16 protein-coding genes are annotated in these 16,891 nt (G+C 50.9%); 5 read left to right on the forward strand and 11 right to left on the reverse strand.

Translation table 11 applies throughout. The features are described 5' to 3' along the window. Positions 1-25: 25 nt before the first annotated feature. Together GBK04_RS31030 and GBK04_RS31035 are read right to left on the reverse strand one after the other, a co-directional pair. Entirely contained in the window at positions 26-637 is a 612-nt protein-coding gene (locus GBK04_RS31030; RefSeq protein WP_373331286.1) for a phosphatase domain-containing protein, read from the reverse strand. A 20-nt stretch (positions 638-657) separates the two neighbouring features. Continuing rightward, positions 658-1,065 (reverse strand): hypothetical protein, encoded by a 408-nt coding sequence (locus GBK04_RS31035; RefSeq protein WP_373331287.1) that lies wholly within the window; start codon positions 1,063-1,065, stop codon positions 658-660. A gap of 40 nt (positions 1,066-1,105) precedes the next feature. On the opposite strand from GBK04_RS31035, the gene GBK04_RS23740 reads away from it, so the two are divergent. The 4 genes from GBK04_RS23740 to GBK04_RS23755 all read left to right on the forward strand — a co-directional run bounded on the left by GBK04_RS23740 (position 1,106) and on the right by GBK04_RS23755 (position 5,723). Then, a complete protein-coding gene (locus GBK04_RS23740; RefSeq protein ID WP_152764024.1) occupies positions 1,106-2,002 on the forward strand; it encodes a diacylglycerol/lipid kinase family protein in 897 nt (298 codons plus the stop codon). Between the two features lie 89 nt (positions 2,003-2,091). After that, a complete protein-coding gene (locus GBK04_RS23745; protein ID WP_152764026.1) occupies positions 2,092-3,450 on the forward strand; it encodes a glutamine synthetase family protein in 1,359 nt (452 codons plus the stop codon). 348 nt (positions 3,451-3,798) lie between these two features. Further along, positions 3,799-4,842 carry a protein kinase family protein gene (locus tag GBK04_RS23750; protein WP_152764028.1) on the forward strand — a complete coding sequence of 348 codons (1,044 nt, stop codon included), beginning with the start codon at positions 3,799-3,801 and terminating at the stop codon, positions 4,840-4,842. A 35-nt stretch (positions 4,843-4,877) separates the two neighbouring features. Next, a complete protein-coding gene (locus GBK04_RS23755) occupies positions 4,878-5,723 on the forward strand; it encodes a TIGR01459 family HAD-type hydrolase (RefSeq protein ID WP_152766353.1) in 846 nt (281 codons plus the stop codon). A gap of 75 nt (positions 5,724-5,798) precedes the next feature. Here the strand turns inward: GBK04_RS23755 and GBK04_RS23760 are convergent, their stop codons facing one another. The 4 genes from GBK04_RS23760 to GBK04_RS23775 form a co-directional block, all read right to left on the reverse strand. After that, positions 5,799-6,707 (reverse strand): DUF6454 family protein, encoded by a 909-nt coding sequence (locus GBK04_RS23760; RefSeq protein WP_152764030.1) that lies wholly within the window; start codon positions 6,705-6,707, stop codon positions 5,799-5,801. A 7-nt stretch (positions 6,708-6,714) separates the two neighbouring features. Further along, on the reverse strand, positions 6,715-8,043 hold the full coding sequence (locus GBK04_RS23765; RefSeq protein ID WP_152764032.1) for a Gfo/Idh/MocA family protein: 1,329 nt from the start codon (positions 8,041-8,043) through the stop codon (positions 6,715-6,717). A 123-nt stretch (positions 8,044-8,166) separates the two neighbouring features. Next, entirely contained in the window at positions 8,167-8,652 is a 486-nt protein-coding gene (locus GBK04_RS23770; RefSeq protein WP_152764034.1) for an SRPBCC family protein, read from the reverse strand. Beyond that, positions 8,649-8,972, reverse strand: a complete 324-nt coding sequence (locus tag GBK04_RS23775; RefSeq protein ID WP_152764036.1) for an ArsR/SmtB family transcription factor — start codon at positions 8,970-8,972, stop codon at positions 8,649-8,651. Before GBK04_RS23775 ends, GBK04_RS23770 begins: the two co-directional genes overlap by 4 nt. A gap of 224 nt (positions 8,973-9,196) precedes the next feature. Between GBK04_RS23775 and GBK04_RS23780 the strand changes: the two genes are divergently transcribed. Beyond that, positions 9,197-9,928 carry a slipin family protein gene (locus tag GBK04_RS23780; protein ID WP_373331288.1) on the forward strand — a complete coding sequence of 244 codons (732 nt, stop codon included), beginning with the start codon at positions 9,197-9,199 and terminating at the stop codon, positions 9,926-9,928. Between the two features lie 113 nt (positions 9,929-10,041). On the opposite strand, the gene GBK04_RS23785 is transcribed toward GBK04_RS23780, so the two are convergent. From GBK04_RS23785 to GBK04_RS23805, 5 genes are all read right to left on the reverse strand, one after another. Next, positions 10,042-11,358 carry a peptidoglycan DD-metalloendopeptidase family protein gene (locus GBK04_RS23785; RefSeq protein WP_152764040.1) on the reverse strand — a complete coding sequence of 439 codons (1,317 nt, stop codon included), beginning with the start codon at positions 11,356-11,358 and terminating at the stop codon, positions 10,042-10,044. Positions 11,359-11,733: 375 nt separating this feature from the next. Beyond that, the gene (locus GBK04_RS23790; RefSeq protein ID WP_152764042.1) at positions 11,734-12,315 is read right to left on the reverse strand and encodes a YdeI/OmpD-associated family protein; all 582 of its coding nucleotides are present in this window, start codon (positions 12,313-12,315) and stop codon (positions 11,734-11,736) included. Between the two features lie 173 nt (positions 12,316-12,488). Beyond that, positions 12,489-13,586: an AbfB domain-containing protein gene (locus GBK04_RS23795; protein WP_373331289.1), complete on the reverse strand. Its 1,098-nt coding sequence runs from the start codon at positions 13,584-13,586 to the stop codon at positions 12,489-12,491. A 221-nt stretch (positions 13,587-13,807) separates the two neighbouring features. Next, the gene (locus tag GBK04_RS23800; protein WP_152764046.1) at positions 13,808-14,335 is read right to left on the reverse strand and encodes a DUF4377 domain-containing protein; all 528 of its coding nucleotides are present in this window, start codon (positions 14,333-14,335) and stop codon (positions 13,808-13,810) included. 29 nt (positions 14,336-14,364) lie between these two features. Next, on the reverse strand, positions 14,365-16,851 hold the full coding sequence (locus GBK04_RS23805) for a M12 family metallopeptidase (protein ID WP_152764048.1): 2,487 nt from the start codon (positions 16,849-16,851) through the stop codon (positions 14,365-14,367). Positions 16,852-16,891 lie beyond the last annotated feature (40 nt).

A 16,891-nucleotide genomic window follows, 5' to 3' on the forward strand; every position in this document is an offset into this window, starting at 1 on the left:
TCCCCGCGAACACTCCAATTTGTGTTCAAAAATTAGTGTTGGTTTCCTCCGTCACTTGCCCAAATTTTTCCAGCGCCTCCTGCGTGATGATCTTTTCCCGTACCGAATGAAGAATGGCTTCGTTGCTATGCTCAAAGTAGCAGGTACTGACATGCAGTCCCTCGATATTATTCAGGATGCCCGTTACTTCCGATTTGGGGCGGCTTCCGGTTTGGCGTATATAAATAGCCCGGATATTTTTAGGATAGATTTTGCAAATGTTTTCGTAAATCGTAGGATCGTGCTGAGAGTCGTCGCCCAGCAGAATAAACTGGTGGCGCGGGTAGAAGGTAACAATGTGCTCGATTTTGGTTTGCTTGTGCTGATGGGAACCACCGCCGCTGCTCAGGAAGTCGGTCAGGCTCTTTTTGATGTTTTTCAGTTTTAACACGGCTTTGGGTAGCCCATGCTTTGCGATAAAGCGATTGATGTAATCATACAGGTTCCACTCGCTGCTGGATACATAGAAAAACGTGTTCTTACCCGAAGCTTCGCCCGACTTCCCGGCCATGCTCAGGAGCTGGTAGTGTTTGACCACATCCTCGAACGGCTTCCGGGCTTCCACATTCCGGGTGAGCATGACGTAGAGTTTTTTCAACACCGTGCCGCTGTACGAAATTAAAAAGGTGTCATCAATATCCGATATAATGGTGTACCCCCTTTGCTGGGTACGAGTAAGTCGTCCTGTCGGGTCAGGTGCACAGTTTCGCCGTTGATGCGATCGTCGAGGACAACTGAAAAATTGTGCCACCCGCTGGATAACTTGTCGGTAAGGGGCAGAGCGAAGCGGAAATAGCCATCGAAGAGCGTGCGGGTTTCGGTTTCCTGCCCGTTGAACTGCAAAAGTACCTTGGCGTTGGCGACCGTCTTGACCGTAAACAGCTGCAGGATCGAGCGGATGTAGCGGAATCCTTTGCGGTCGTATAAGTCCTGGGAGGAGGGGTACCTGCGGAAAACGTGTCCCTGCACCACCACTTCGCGGTCGTTGGCATAGCCCCGGTATAGTTTTAGTTCGTGCGAATGCATTCAGATCATAATTAACTTTCTCCTAACCTAGTAAAAGGGTATGCCATTTCCTAAAAAAGTGCTTTTGGTCGTCAATCCCATCGCGGGCGATGTAGACAAAACCGAATTGATTGAGAATATAGAAAGTAAAGCCAAAAGTCAGGGATTCGATCTTGCGGTATACCGGACAGACGGAGAAAACGACCGTCAGGCGATTGAGCAGTCTTTGCAGGATTTCCAGCCCGACCGTGTACTGGTGGCGGGAGGCGATGGTACCATCAACCAGATTGCCGACATCCTGCAAGGAAAACCGGTCACGATGGGCTTGCTGCCCCTGGGCTCGGCCAACGGCTTGGCGACCAATCTTGGAATTTCGGGCGACTGGCAAGAATCCGTGGAAGTAGCCCTGGGCGAGCATATTTCTTGCCTGGACGGCATGATGATCAACGGACATCTGGGATTGCATCTGAGCGATTTGGGCCTGAATGCCCGTCTGGTCAAAAACTATGAAGAAGGTGAAGTACGGGGCAAGTGGGGCTACGCCAAGGAGGTGATCCGTACCCTGAGCGAACACGATCTTTTTCGGGTACGCATCACCACCGACACCGAAACGGTGGAAACCGATGCTACCATAGTCATTCTGGCCAATGCTACCATGTACGGTACCGGGGTGGTAATCAACCCGGAGGGGAACCTGTGCGACGGCAAGTTTGAGGTTATCGTCGCCACCCGCTTCGATATCATCGAACTGGCTAAGCTAATTGCTGGCGCCACCGAACTCGACCCGGAGGTAGTGCGGACCTTTTGTACAACCCACGCTGAAATCGAATGCCTCGAGCAACAGGCGCTCTTCCAGATCGACGGAGAATTCATGGGACCGGTGGATCGCGTGAAGGCGCACATTCTGCCCAACATGCTGAGCGTAGCCGTACCGGCGGTGACCGAGGGGGTGAAATAAGACGGCTTACGCCGGCCTGATTTACCAGAATTCATTCCCGGGTACTTCCCTAAACTCACTACCTTTGCCCCATTAAAACGGGTAAGCATATGAATAAGCAGGAGATTACGGGGTACCTCGAGGAGAACGACATTCAAAAAATAAAATTCGCTTTTGCGGACATCGACGGCATATTGCGGGGCAAGCTCATCCACCGCCGAAAATTCCTGGAAGGACTGGAAAGCGGCTACGGTTTCTGTGATGTGGTGTTCGGGTGGGATAGTGCCGATGCGGTATACGACAATGTGAAGCTTACGGGCTGGCACTCGGGGTACCCCGATGCTCCGGCCCGTATCGATCTCGGCACGTTTCGTAAGGTACCCTGGGAAAACGATCAGCCCTTTTTTCTGGCGGATTTCAGCCGTGCGGATGGAAACGACCTGGCGGCCTGCCCCCGTAGCCTGTTGAAACGTGTAGTCGAGCAATGCGCCGAGCTGGGCTTTCATGCCGAGTACGCGCAGGAATTCGAGTGGTTCAATTTTCGTGAAACGCCCCAATCGCTTCAGGAGAAAAATTTCCGCCAAATGCAGCCGCTTACGCCCGGTATGTTTGGCTATTCTATACTACGGCCGTCCGCGGAAAGTGATTTTTTTCATGACCTGTTCGACGGCTTAGGCGAATTTGACATACCCCTGGAAGGGTTGCATACCGAAACCGGACCCGGCGTGTACGAAGCCGCCATTATTCATGACCAGATTCTGAAAGCTGCCGACAAGGCGGTGCTGTTCAAAACGGCCGTGAAGGAAATTGCCTACCGGCACGGGATCGTGGCTACCTTCATGGCTAAGTGGAATACCGAATTGCCGGGATGCAGCGGCCATATTCACCAAAGCCTCTGGACGCCCGACCTCAGCCGGAACCTGTTCTACGACCCTGACGACGCCCATAAAATGAGCCCGCTGATGAAGCACTTCCTCGCCGGGCAACTCCACTGCTTACCCCATATCCTACCGATGTTTGCGCCCACGGTCAATAGCTACAAGCGGCTGGTGGAGGGAGCCTGGGCACCTACGACCGTCACCTGGGCCATTGAGAACCGCACCACCGCCTTACGCGTCATTAATGATACCGAAGGCCACACCCGCGTGGAACACCGCGTGGCCGGGGCTGACTCTAATCCCTACCTGGCGATGGCTGCCGCGCTGGCTTCGGGCCTGTACGGAATCAAAAACAAATTGTCGCTAGATGTACCTCCCACGCAGGGCAATGGCTACGAAAACCGGGACAATGGTACCCTGCCCGCCAACTTGTGGGATGCCACCCAAGCCATGAAAGCCAGCCCGCTCTCCGTCGAATTGTTCGGCGAGGCCTTTGTCAATCACTTCACCAGTACCCGCGACTGGGAGTGGCGTCAATACGCCCGCCAGGTCAGCGATTGGGAGCTACGACGGTATTTCGAGATTATTTAGTTTTTCAGGCGTATAGAGGGAAAGGTCCAGATAAAGAGGTTTAGGGTATGTCTTATGTCATTTATCTGCTCTTAAAAATGGATCTATGGAGAAGAAAGAAAGATTTAGATCGATACGGATAGAAGAAGTTATCTCTATTTGCTTGGCACCTGAGACATCCTGCATTGTCAATGGGGTACCCTCCGATAATTTACAACATATCGAGGAAATATTAGCGAACAGGGATTGTAAGTACAGTTTCAGTATCTCTATAGACTGGCAAGGCGACAAAAGGGTAGCCACAATCAAGTATGAGGAGCTCCCTTCTCCTGGCAGCGTCTGCTCATAATTTATCACTCATCATTCCCAATGCGTTTAATTGATTATCCTGAAATAATAAAAGAAGCCTGGGCGGGCTTCGATGCTTCCAAAAGTATTGTCAATATTGACGACATCAGCGCCAAAGTGTCGACCAATCACGTATTCCGGGTACGCCTGGATACCGATGAAATGGTGATTGCCAAGCTGTCCTACTTTGGGAAGTACGAACATTTCAAAGAAGATCACCGGATCATCCATGCGCTGTCTACGAATCTTCTCTACCCGTTCGAGAATGTGCTGGCCAAATCGCTGGTGAAAAACAATCAAGTTTATACCTACCGGTACCAGCAAGCACTCATTGATACCTGGGTAGTTTTTTATAATCCGATCCGGGCCAAGGAAAAATTACCCCGTCGACTGGATGAAAACCAAATCCGTAACTTGGCGCGGGAAATGGCCAAATTCCATAAAGCCTGCTTTCGAGCCAATAGTACCTTACCCAAATCCTCGAAGAAATTACGGACGGACATTCAGCAATTGCTGGATATTCTGGAGACTGAAACCGGGGAATTCGAACACCGGATGCATGTCGATTTTCTTAGGGAGCAATGCGGAATATTTCTGAAAAATATTCAAAAACTCAATGTTACTGAATTCGATCTGATGCCGGTGTTCGTGGACTGGAACATCGGTAATTTCTCCGTCAACGAGAATGCCCAGCTGTATTCCCGCTGGGATTACGACTGGTTTCGGGTGTCGAGCCGCATCATGGATTTTTACTTTCTGAGTCGCGTCGTGTCGGATGTGGGTGACCGAACGGTGTTCAGCTATTACATCGGACCCATGATGGAAGACCGCTTCATGATTTTTCTGAAAGAGTACCACGCCATCTACCCGCTGACCGAGAACGAGATTCGCTTCATGAAGGAGGCCTACCGTTTCTTCATTCTCAACTATGTCATCAAATACGGACGGTACTTTTTTCACCGTACCTACGCCATCAAATTGCAGCGCGAAGCCTATAATATTTACTTCCCCAGCATCGAGAAGGAATTTGATGCTGACAAGATTTTGCGTAGTTTGGGTATTTAGTAGTTCGCAAATCCTCAAAGAGCATTCTGCCCATGATGCAATTGGATAATTTTAAGTCCGTCGTATCCAAATATGACGTTATTTTCTTCGATGCCTTTGGCGTTTTAAAAACCCACGACACACTCATTCCCGGCATCGAGAAAACGTTTGCCTACCTGCGCGAGAAGAAGAAAGATTTTTATGTGTTGACCAACGATGCCTCCCGCAGCCCCGTCGAGCTGGCGGCTTCCTACCACCGGCTGGGACTGTCCGACATTGTGCCAGAATGCATCATTTCGTCGGGAATGCTGGCGCGGGAGTACCTGGGTCTCAAAATCAGCAGCGGTACGGTGGCTTACCTGGGTACGGAAAAGTCGGCGCACTACATCGAAACGCTGGGGTTGAAAACCATGCCGATCAACCAACTGGTGCTGGAAACCATGGCCGGTGTGAATGCCTTGGTGATGCTCGACGACGAGGGCTTCGACTGGAACACCGACCTCAGCAAAACCGTCAATCTGCTGCGCCGCCGCAACATTCCGGTCGTGGTGGCCAATACCGACCGTACCTACCCCATGTCGGCCCATCAGGTAGCCATCGCCATCGGGGGCGTGGCCGATATGATCGAGCGAATCGTGGGCAAGCACTTCATCCGCTTTGGCAAGCCCGATGCCCAGATGTTCATTTTTGCCTACGAGCACATCAAAAACTATCCTAATGTCAGCAAGAAAGATATCCTCATGGTAGGCGACACGCTGCACACCGACATTCTGGGGGGGAATAAGTTTGGGTTGGACACCGCCCTGGTCCTGACGGGGAACACGCTACCCCATGAGGCCGAACTGAAAATCCAGAGTACGGGAATCATTCCTACCTACATCTGTGAGTCAGCGGTGGTGTAGGTAGCCATTAGCTAATGGCTATCGGCTGATAGCTTTCTGAGTGAATCTGAGGATAATTTCCAGTAGCTTTTGGTTTTATTCCACCTTGGTTTCATATATGAAAAGGGTACCTTGGTTGTCGTCCGGCACGAAGTAGGCCCGGAGGCCGGTTTCGGTGCTTTCCAGCCAGAAGGGATTTTGGGTCATGGGGCGGCCGGTAGGGGACCAGAGCGCAAGAGGTACCTGATGCACGGGACGAAGATCCGTTAAATTGATCAGTTCCAGTCCACCGAGTCCGAAAGTCGAGCGGCCGTTTTTATAGTTCTTCAATCCCCCGCACAGCATGAGGTGCTGTCCTACGTAATGGCAGTCCTGATAATCGATGTAGTAGGAGGGATTCGGGGTACCGGGTACCCTGGGTGATTTCATCCCACCGATTTTTCCATCACTTTCTAACGGCCATGCATAAAAAGTCCGCGAGCCCCAACTGATTCCGTGGAGCGTATGGGAATCGGTGTCATGCACCAGTCCACCCACATGATCGTCAACCCGGAAAACCTCTGTACTTTTCAACGTTTCGGGATCGACTTTGTAAACAATCGAATGGCTATTGGGCCGGTACTCGGCCACCGGAACCCAGATGTACTTCCCATCGAAATCAATGCCACCGGGGTGGTACATCGCTCCTTCTCCAAGCCGCAGATCCGCCAGCAGCTTTCCCTTATCATCGAATTTGAAAAGATGCCCGGTACCCTTACCCGCCGCCCGATCGAGTACCTCTACCGATGACATATAAAAGTAGGAGCCGATTTTGACCATGCCCTGCGGGTGATGCGCCGGGAAAGCGAGGGGTAGGGTAGCTACCTGTTGCCAAATGGTTTGATCCGTCAGATTCTGGAATTTGGTAGATAGTTCAGTTGATGTTGCCTGTGCTAGTGTATTTTTGAAGCACAGCAGCACCAGCCCGTTTACCAATAGCGATTTTATAACGAATGTTCGCAGCATAACAAGCCTATACCTTAGGTAGCACCCAGGGCTTCCGGTACTTGGGCGTGATGAAGGCATTGGCGGCCGCATTATCGCCAAAATTCTTCTGGGCATTATCCCATTTCAGTTCTGACTTTGTGAGCAGAGCGATGTTACCCATGTGGGCGTAGGAGGCCACGAGTGCCCCGTTTTCGATGGGGCAGTTCGGGTCTTGCCGGGTTTCGATGCAAGTAATGAAGTTTTTCATGTGATCCAGGTGGTAGTCGCGGCCTGACTGCGGGGGTACCTTGGCTACCTTGTAGGTTTTTCCATCGTCGCTCATTTCTGGAAAAACCTCCCATCCCGCACGGTCGATCACCAGCGTAGCATCGTTGCCGATATACGCCAATCCGTACGAACGACCGTAGGGGCCGCTTTGGATACCCGCCACATTCTCCCAGTTGACGGTATAGTCTTTCAGCTGGAAATTGACGTTCATCGTATCGAAGGTCTCATGCGCGTGGTCGGAAAAGGCGAAGTTGCCTCCCGAGGCCGTGACCGAGAGCGGAAGTTCTTTCACGTCTTTCACCCACAACGCCATGTCCAGCAAATGTACCCCCCAGTCGGTAAGAAGTCCGCCGCCATAGTCCCAAAACATACGCCATGAGCCGTGGAAGCGGTTTTTGTTAAAAGTACGCTCGGGGGCCGGACCCAGCCACCGCTCAAAATCAACGCCCGGCGGCACTGCCGAATCAGGTACCACGGGCTGTCCGATGCCATAGCGGAAGTTGCCCCAGACATTCACCTTGCGCAGGGTACCGATGTTTCCCTTTTGAATATAGTCCCGGGCCTGCATCCAGTGGTCGCCGCTGCGCTGCTGCTGACCTACCTGTACTACGCGCTTATACTTACGGGCGGCCTGTACCATCAGATTGCACTCCGCGATGCTGTTGGCCAGGGGTTTTTCCACATAAATATCCTTACCCGCCTGGCAGGCGGCGATGAACGGTAGACAGTGCCAGTGGTCGGGCGTGCCGATGATGACCGCGTCGATGGATTTGTCGTCCATGACCCGTTCGAACTCTTTGTATTGTTTGGGTACCTTGCCCTGCATTTTCTCCACGTCGGCGGCGCGGCGTGTAAGTACTTCGTCGTCGATGTCGCATAGGGCGACGCATTCTACATTGGGAAGTTTGAGGGCGTTGCTCAGATCACCGAAACCCATGCTCCGCGCTCCAATCAGGGCCACGGTAATTTTGTCATTGGCGTTTTTGACGCGTTGGGCCTGCGCGGGTGAGTAGGTCATGCCACCCAGGCTGGCGGCAGCGGCTAGTTTGGTGGAGCTGTTGAGGAATTCGCGGCGGGTGGTAGGCATGGCAGACAAAGGGTTGGTTTAACATGATAAAGCCCCATTCCGGCCCGATTCTACCCAACCGAGGCGAATCAGGGGGAGAAAAGCGGAGCGGAAGGGGCTTAACCAGAGCCAAGTACCCTTTGGTTAGGCGGCCATTAATGCGTCGAGGTTGTCTTGGGCGGCAGAAAGTCCTTCCTTGAAACCCATTTCCACGATTTTTTTCAGATCTTCCGGAGAATCGAATTTGATTTCAATTTCTACCTTCGTTCCCGTTTCACTGCTTTGAAAAGTGGTGTCCCAATGCATTTTCGGAAAATCATCGTTGATGGTGCCTTCCTCGTCGCAGAAAACATCGAGGGCTACAAATTTTTCCGGGGCCTCGATGCGCTGATAGTTGACTTTTGCCCATGATTTTTCGCCCTTGGGACCCATCATACAGTAAAGCCAATACCCGCCTTCTTCAAACTGCATCGTTTTGGTTTTGGCCTGCCAGGGTTTGGGAGCCCACCATTGGTCCAGCAACTCGGGCTGTGTCCAGGCTTGCCATACCCGCTCGCGGTCGGCCGCAAATTCGCGGGTGACGTGCATTCTGTTGTTTGCTAAATCTTCTGAGAACGTGGTCTTTTTCATGATTTTTCGTCGGTTTTTAAGGTAGTCAATAAATTATCCAGTTGATCGAATCTGCTTTCCCATTGTTGTCGGAAGGGTTCCAGCCAGTCAGCTATTTCTTTCATTTTCAGCGCATTGAAATGATAGTAGATTTCCCGACCGGCCTGTTCCTGACGTACCAGCTGACACTCGGTCAGGATTTTGATATGCTTGGAAACCGCCTGCCGACTGGTGTCAAAATGCTCGGCCAGGGCGTTAGGCGTCATGGCCTGTAACGCGATCAGGCTCAGGATGGTCCGTCGGGTCGGATCGGCAATAGCCTGGAATACATCTCGTCTCATAGTAGGGTTAAATTTTATTTGCAATCGATTGGTTGCAAATATATGTGCAATTATTTGGTTGCGCAAACTTTTATTGAATTTTCTTGCGTATCAGTGAGAAGCGGGGAAAGGTGGAACAAATTTTGAACCCAGGCCGGGATTTCGTACCTTCTCCTGTTTCGTACTTTTAATCTCACAAGTTCTTAAATTCCATTTCCTATGAGTATCCTCCTGACCCCCTGATTGTGATTATCCTCTTATTCCTGCTGGCCGGGATACGTATCATTTTTGAATACAAACGGGCCCTGAAATTCCGATTCGGTAGCTATGTCGAAACCCTGCAACCCGGTCTCCGGTGGATTATCCCTTTTGTTGAGAGCATCCAGACAGTAGATATCCGGGTCATTACCATCAATATCGTCTCGCAGGAAGTCATGACCGAAGACAACGTACCCTGCAGCATCGACGGCGTGGTATTCTTTAAAGTCGAAAGCCCGGAAAAGGCGGTTTTGGCGGTAGAACAATTTCAGTTTGCCATCAGTCAGCTGGCGCAGGCCGCGCTGCGGGATGTGTGTGGTAAGGTGGAACTGGACACGATCCTGTCGAAACGCGAGGAAATGGGGAAGAATATCAAAGCCATCGTGGCCGAAGAGACTGTGCAATGGGGAATTATTGTCATCGACGTAAAAATCAAGGACATTCAGCTACCCGAGAACATGCGGCGGATGATGGCGAACCAGGCGGAGGCCGAGCGGTCGCGCCGGGCGCAGGTTATCCTGGCCCAGGCCGAAGAGCAAGCCGCCCACAAACTGTTGGAAGCGGGCCGGATTATCGATCAGTCGCCCTCAGCCATTAAACTAAGGCTGTATCAAACCCTGTCGAACATCGCTGCCGAGAAGAATTCGACGATTCTCTTTCCATTTCCCGAGGAGATGTTTCCACGGAGTACGAAGGTAGAACCAAAAGATACCGAATGATTTTCCCACTTCTGCGGCGGGGGTACCTTAGGGGTATAATTCCCTCAATCAGGCAAAAAAAGCGGGCTGATGTACCAACATCAGCCCGCTTTTTGTATCGTTTCTCCTGCCCGCTAAATCGAAGAAGGATCGGCTTCCGCTCGCCGGGCCGCCAGCATTTCCTGCTGGGTCTGCGTGGTATCCATGGCCTCCATGCGCCCCAGGATGGTATCCTTAACCTGGAAAAAAGCGGTCAGATGGGCCTTTTGCACGGGATTGGCCAGGGGAAGTTTTTCCTTGAGGGCATCTACCTGCCGTCCGTTTTTCCAGAAGCGGTAACACAGGTGTGGGCCCGTTGAAAGTCCCGTACTACCCACGTAGCCGATAGTCTGTCCCATGCTGACCCGGGTACCCCGCCGAATTCCCTTGGCAAATTTCGACATATGCAGGTACTGGGTCGTGTAGGTCTTGTTATGGCGGATTTTGACATAATTGCCATTCCCTAAGGTACGGCCTGCTTCCAATACCACCCCATCGCCTACAGTACGGATGGGGGTACCCCGGGGAGCGGCAAAATCAGTACCCAAATGCGCCTTGAAACGTTTCTGGACGGGATGAAACCGGCGGTTGGTGTAGCGCGAACTGATGCGGCTGTATTCGACGGGCTCTTTCAGGAAGGCCTTCTTAAAACTCTGTCCGTCCTGGTCGTAGTAATCGATACCCTGGCCCTGGTCGAAACCAATGGCGTAGAGGGGCTGGCCGTTATGCTCGATATAAGCGGCTTTCAGCTGACCGTTCCCGATGGTTTTGCCATTGACCTGTTTCTCCTCAAAAATAAGCTTGAAAGTGTCACCTACCTGGACACGGTTCAGGTCGAGCCGCCAGGCGTAGATGTCGGCCAGTTTGTCGACCAGCTGGGCCGAACCGCCCGCATTCAGAATCGACTGGTACAGCGAACCGCGGATCTCGCCTACCAGTTCGCGCTCTACCACGTCGATGGGGCGCTGGTGCAGGGTGACCGCCAGGCTGTCGCGCAGGTCGTAGATGACATACTCTACGTCATTGGGTTCATAAATAAGGTACCTGGCCGTGCGGGCCTCATCGGCCGTGTGCAACAGGGTGTAGGGGCGGTTGGTGCGGAGGTTGCGCGCTTTGAAAACTCCCCTGGCTTTTTGGGCCAGCTCGTGCACCGTAGCTGATCCTATGTTATAGGTAGCCAGCAGGGTAGACATCGTTTCGCCCGATTTGATTACCCCTTCCACAATGTTAAGCGAGTCGGTAGGTATGCCATACACCACAGGGGCGGGGGGAGGAAGGGGAGCCGATTTATGGGCTAAATGTTCGGGATGGGGGCTGAAAAATGAATCGTTAAAATCTATGAAAAGCAGTTGGGCAGCGGCAAAAACTAGGATGGTTGTTACGGCTGCGATTAGGGTCAGTCGTCTGGACATCAGCAACAAATCGTGTTTAGGGTACCTATGAAGTTGGACCTATAACGGCCAAAAGTAGGACTTTCATGCCCGGAATAAAAATAAAAAATTGGGCAATAATCTGTCTGTAAATGAGTTGTTGAAAATTTTATTGGGTATAAGGCATTGATTTTTAGGATAAAATCAGGACGTAGTTCATGGGGTACCTTTGACTGGGAGAATTCTCACTCCTGAATTTCCCCATAAAAAATTCAGGAATGGGGCATAAAAAAAGTCCTGAGCCAGGAGCCCAGGACAACATATAGGTGTGTAGTAGTGAATTTCTGTTTTGGTGGATCGATCACCCGTGAATCAATCCGCCAGGGTACCCCTTGACCCGGTGTCATTGGCATTCTATTATCTGAATGGTCCGGGCTTCAGTTTCTGAGCGGCCGATTCTGCTATTTCCTTCATTCGGTTTTGCCTGGTTTCCTGTCTTTTAGCCATGACGAGCCATTGCAGGATGGATTTCCTGGTGGATTTACTCAAACTATCAAAAAAATCCGCTGCGCCCGGATGTGCGCTGAATTCCTTTTCCAGATCATGGGGAATTATTAATTCCTCTACCTCATCCAGAATCGACCACGACCCATTCCGTTTGGCGGTTTCGATACTGTCCATACCTGCCTGCATCATGAGGCCGTCATTGATTAGCCGCAATACTTTGCCCTTATTCACCTTGGACCAAACGCTGTTCGGTTTCCTTTTGCAGAAGTACTGCATGAATTTTTCCTCGTCAATCGGTCGGGCGGTACTATCAATCCAACCGAAACAAATTGCCTGATCGACCGCTTCGCTCCAAGTAATGGATGGCCTACCCGATTTCTTTTTGTAGAAAATCAGCCAGATGCATTGTTTCGATTGATGGTTTTCCAGCAGCCATTGCCTCCACTCCTGCGGACTAGCTGGATAAAAAGTTTCAATTGCTTCCTTGGGCATTATTTTATCGCAACGGATCAGGGTACCTTTTCAGCATTCTTTATACCAAAGTGAGGCAGCCTGCTTATCTCCTGTTCCGTCAATAAGCAAGCTACCCTTGAATGGTTACTTAGAGGGGGTACTTGTCATAAGATTCGTTGGCTCAATCCGTAGGATACATGAAAAATAGGTACCTACTGGGTCGGCTCAAAAAGCCAGGAAGCATCCTGACGGTAGACCTTATTCTTGAAATTGGCATCGTTAGCCGGAGATACCATCAATACATAGCCCGCGTGACGAAGGTAATGATTCGGATTAGATACCGACTCAAACGAAACAAAGTTCTTACCAGCCGCCTCTTTCTCTACAGGGGAGCGGATGACAAACTGTGTTTTTGGATCATTTGGGTTGGATTTTTGCACTTTCACTGAGTTCACCTTGTCGTCGGTTACGGTGAGGTACATGCCAGCGGAAGGCCCGTTAGCTACTTTAAGTGCAATGATACCCTTATTGGCGTCCACCGTTTCTTTTACGATGTTCATAACCGTACCCTTGGTGGGATTGAGAATTCTCCCCGGTTTGGCGTCTCCCTGCTCGGAGGGGTTGAAAGCCATATAGTAGTTGCTGCCTTTTTCCACCCTTTGGCCATTGACTGAATAAGCATGAAGCTTGAATTTGTCGGGAAGTACGGTCGGCTTAATCTCCTTACCGTTGGCCTTGATGCGGACTCCTCGTACTTTATTGAGAACAGGACATTGATCGTATTGGACGATGACGATCCGGTTGTGTTCACCTTTCACAATTTGGTCTTTCAGATCGACCTCCCTGTGTGCTTTTTGGTTGCCGATGAGGTCGGAGGTTTCGGAAAAGCTCCCATTGGGATACTTGCTGTTGAAGAAATAGATGCGGGCACCGTCGTCGCCCTCATCGTAAGATACCGTAAGGTTCGACAGGGTCTCGTTAGTCGGCACGAAAACCGTAGTCTGGAAGTAGGTAAAGTCCAATTGCTGCCCGCACTGGGTAAGGATAGACTTCTCGGAAAAATTGACAGTTCCGTCCGGATTGGTTTTTGCCTGCCTCCAGCCTGAGGCTTTTTCATCTGGAAGTTTTTTCTTTCCAATGTCGAACGCAGCCTTCCGCTCTTCTGTAGTGGAGGTTCTGAATTTAGTCGGCCCCTCCTTTTCCTCATTGCCCCGGTGCATCTCCCAGTTGCCCACCTCTATCTGGGCGAAAGTCTGATTGAAACAGGTAATCACAAGCAATAAAATAATAGTGTTGTAAATAGTTTTCATAAAATATGAAGTTGTTGTTTGCCTACTCTGGTACAGCATTTTCGGCGGCCTGCTTTGATGGATACGCCACAAAGGTTGCCCGATCGACGGTGCATTTTCCGTCAACTTGGTAGCAAAATCCGTCAAAATGGAGCAGGATTGGGTGAAATCTGTCAAAGTTTCCTAACCCTAATGATTACAACAGTTCAGGCAGGGGTGAGATTTTTACTGTATCATTGTGTTTACCTCATCTCCACCAGACGCAGTCCACCATTTGAATGTTGGAAAACGCCATTTTGACCACCAGCCAGGGAATCGCACGAAATGGCGCCTGTATTGATGCGGACGCTCCCGAAATACAGGCAATTTTTGCCATCGGACTTCACAACGCGGTAGTCGTTGACCACCAGGGGTAGTTCAAAGCGAAGGCCGGCAGGTGCCTTTTTTTTACTGATCTGTTTTTTGAGTCGATAGCTGAAAGAAGAAGCGTCGGCCATGGGCTCCCCGGTTTTTAGTTTCTCTACCACAATTTCGTAGTTATATCCCCATTCATACACGAACCCTTCGATCTGATCGTAAAAAAACTCGGTTTCGCCACCCTTTTGGCTGACCAGATAGCACAACTGAACGCCTTCGCCCTGGCAGGGTACCCGGTAGTGGGCTATCGTCAACCGCAGACCGTCTGATGTGTGGGGCATTTTGTTGGCGCAGCCCGTTAACGATACGAATGCGAGCGTGGAAAAAAGAGCTTGGATCAGGTGTAGCATCATGCTGCTTTAAGGTGAGTTGAAGCCCGATTTTATTTCCCGAATACCTGTACTTCGGCCAGACTGAGTGAAATCGTACTCGTGCCGTCAGGTATAGTAATGCATACGTATCTACCTTTTCGGTTGATTTTCAGCGTAAAGCTGTTCAAGTCTGCCGTCCAAGCAGGGCTTAGCGGGCCAATGTTTAGTCCAGTCTCATAGCCGTCCGCCACCGGCTGAGCCATTCCTACCGGCGCGCTATCCTTCCCTCCTAATCCAATTCTCCATCGTATAGTCGTTGGAGAAACGGTCACGATGAAGTTTTTGAGTTCCTCCCAGCAGCAATCTTTCCTGTTCCAAATAACAATGTGATCTATATCGTACACCGCCCCCAAATCTACCTCCCAATGCTGGTAGCCTTTGTAAGGCTGGATATGGGCCACCGAGTTACTGGGATCGTTTTTTAGGATTGCTTCAGTATTACCGTCCACGGCTTTTTCGGGGCCGGCATTGGTGGTATACTTGCTATCAGCATTAAAGGATTGCGTCGCCTTTTTGCCAAGTGCCAGATTGGTCAGTGAGCCCCCCGTGTTCGGCGGACTAGGGGTAGTGGCCCAAATCTCCCGGCCTTCCTTATCGACTAGTATCAGGCGCCCGTTGTCGGTCAACTCGGCGTAAATGCTCTTGTTGAGGATTACCGGGGCCACTTTGTCACGTCCGTCGGTTGCGCAGTATGACTTGTTCTGTATACTTTGGATGCAGATGTTGCCATCGGGATTGTAGCTCAGGTAGCTTTTTGCGGGACGCTCACCGAAAGGATTGCTCAGTGGGAAGGTGTAAACAGGCCTGCCTGTTTGGACCTCCTCGATTACGAAGTTACCGTCGGTGGTGCCCCTGAGTTGGTACTGGCCGTTGGCAGAAACCATTTTTTCTCCTTCGATCAGTCGGTCGCCGGGCTTCATTCTGGGTTGGTATTTTAGGGTGGCTGTTTCTATGCCCATTGGCCTCGTTGGCACCCCTGTATTCGTTCCAGTACTTGTTGGCCGCGTGGGTACCCCGGTATTCGTTCCAGTGCCCGTTGGCCTAGTTGGTGCCCCTGTATTCGTTCCAGTACTTGTTGGCCGCGTGGGTACCCCGGTATTCGTTCCAGTGCCCGTTGGCCTAGTTGGTACCCCTGTATTCGTTCCAGTACTTGTTGGCCGCGTGGGTACCCCGGTATTCGTTCCAGTACCCGCTGGTTCGGTAGTTTGGGTAGAGGTTGTAGGTAGTTTCCCAGAAGTGGAAGAAACTAATTCGGTACCAGCGGGCTTGCATGCACCCGGTGGGTAGAATGTATTCACGACGGCAACATCTCCGGCACTCAAGCCATCGCGTTGCCCCATAATTTTGCTTCCAAGGGCTTGGGGATTTTTCACATCGATAGTGTTTCGGCCATTTTTGGAAAAACCTTTAGCTGGATAATGCATGATGGAGCCAAAATCATAAGCCCCTATGTTGGTTTCCTTACCTTCCTTTTGGAAGTTACCTGAAAAGCCTTCCTGGATGTTTCCAAAATTGATCGTAACATAATTATCGCGGTCCTCGCGACTTTGTACATGATAGAAGCCGGCGGCATGTAAGATTTCGTGCGCCGCAGAACCCATTGAATTGTATTCGATTGAGATTTCCTGCCGACCTCCGTTTCTGCCAAGAGCTGCCCAGTTCCCCTTCTTGGAGACAAACTCAACGTAGTCGGTCTGATTGGTTCGAGGTACTACACAAAGGTTTGTTTTATCATGCACTTCCTTGATAGCCAATAAAATAAGATCTTTTCTAGGGTGTCCGGCTTGAATTACATAGGGAATAGTGGAATTTGGCCACCGCTGGGATTGATCGTCATTGGAGGCTGGGTCATTGGATGGCGTGGCATCGCTAAAATCTCCGACGTCTCCCAGAATCATGTCTCTTTGATAAATCACTTTCCCGTCGGCAATTTCCACCTCTACATTCTGTGCCTTCTTGGAAAAAGGCAGCACGATGTTTAGCTGTTTTTTTACAGTTGGACCGGTGTAGCCTTCTACAGGTAAAGACTCCACAGCCGAGGCAACAGCAGCCCCAGTGTCGGTTTTGCCCGCTTTACTACTCCACACTTTCCTGTTGGCAGCGGTGTACAAACCAAGGGTACCGTCTTCTTCCAGGGCGGCGCGCACCGGTTTCCAGTCATCGTTCCCGTACTTGGCGTCAAAGTACGCCTGGGTCTCGGTTGACCATGCTGGCTGATTTTCGCCGTCAATGACCACCAGATTGCCATCGGCTTGCATGGTCAAATAACTGCCGCTGCCTTTGGCGGCCATACTGCACCACACAAATTTATCGCTGCTGGTGTAGATGCACAGGTTGCCATCAGCTTGCATGGCCAGGTAGTGGCTTTTGTTGGGGGAATAAAGGCGTTGGCCCTCCGTGAGCTTGCCCCCGACGGCAAGGGTACTGGTACCCGATTGGGCGAAGGCCGAGTGGGCCAGGATCAACACGAGAAAAACAGAAGAAATAAAATTTTTCATAATTGATTTGGTTGATGTGTATGTAATAGTTTACACTTTT

The organism is Salmonirosea aquatica (assembly GCF_009296315.1).
GTDB classification, from domain to species: Bacteria; Bacteroidota; Bacteroidia; order Cytophagales; family Spirosomataceae; genus Salmonirosea; species Salmonirosea aquatica.

Coding starts and splice junctions, on each gene's coding strand:
- GBK04_RS31035 (WP_373331287.1), bottom strand. CDS start 1,065: ATGCATTCGCACGAACTAAAACTATACCGGGGCTATGCCAACGACCGC.
- GBK04_RS23740 (WP_152764024.1), top strand. CDS start 1,106: ATGCCATTTCCTAAAAAAGTGCTTTTGGTCGTCAATCCCATCGCGGGC.
- GBK04_RS23745 (WP_152764026.1), top strand. CDS start 2,092: ATGAATAAGCAGGAGATTACGGGGTACCTCGAGGAGAACGACATTCAA.
- GBK04_RS23750 (WP_152764028.1), top strand. CDS start 3,799: ATGCGTTTAATTGATTATCCTGAAATAATAAAAGAAGCCTGGGCGGGC.
- GBK04_RS23755 (WP_152766353.1), top strand. CDS start 4,878: ATGCAATTGGATAATTTTAAGTCCGTCGTATCCAAATATGACGTTATT.
- GBK04_RS23760 (WP_152764030.1), bottom strand. CDS start 6,707: ATGCTGCGAACATTCGTTATAAAATCGCTATTGGTAAACGGGCTGGTG.
- GBK04_RS23765 (WP_152764032.1), bottom strand. CDS start 8,043: ATGCCTACCACCCGCCGCGAATTCCTCAACAGCTCCACCAAACTAGCC.
- GBK04_RS23770 (WP_152764034.1), bottom strand. CDS start 8,652: ATGAAAAAGACCACGTTCTCAGAAGATTTAGCAAACAACAGAATGCAC.
- GBK04_RS23775 (WP_152764036.1), bottom strand. CDS start 8,972: ATGAGACGAGATGTATTCCAGGCTATTGCCGATCCGACCCGACGGACC.
- GBK04_RS23785 (WP_152764040.1), bottom strand. CDS start 11,358: ATGTCCAGACGACTGACCCTAATCGCAGCCGTAACAACCATCCTAGTT.
- GBK04_RS23790 (WP_152764042.1), bottom strand. CDS start 12,315: ATGCCCAAGGAAGCAATTGAAACTTTTTATCCAGCTAGTCCGCAGGAG.
- GBK04_RS23795 (WP_373331289.1), bottom strand. CDS start 13,586: ATGAAAACTATTTACAACACTATTATTTTATTGCTTGTGATTACCTGT.
- GBK04_RS23800 (WP_152764046.1), bottom strand. CDS start 14,335: ATGATGCTACACCTGATCCAAGCTCTTTTTTCCACGCTCGCATTCGTA.
- GBK04_RS23805 (WP_152764048.1), bottom strand. CDS start 16,851: ATGAAAAATTTTATTTCTTCTGTTTTTCTCGTGTTGATCCTGGCCCAC.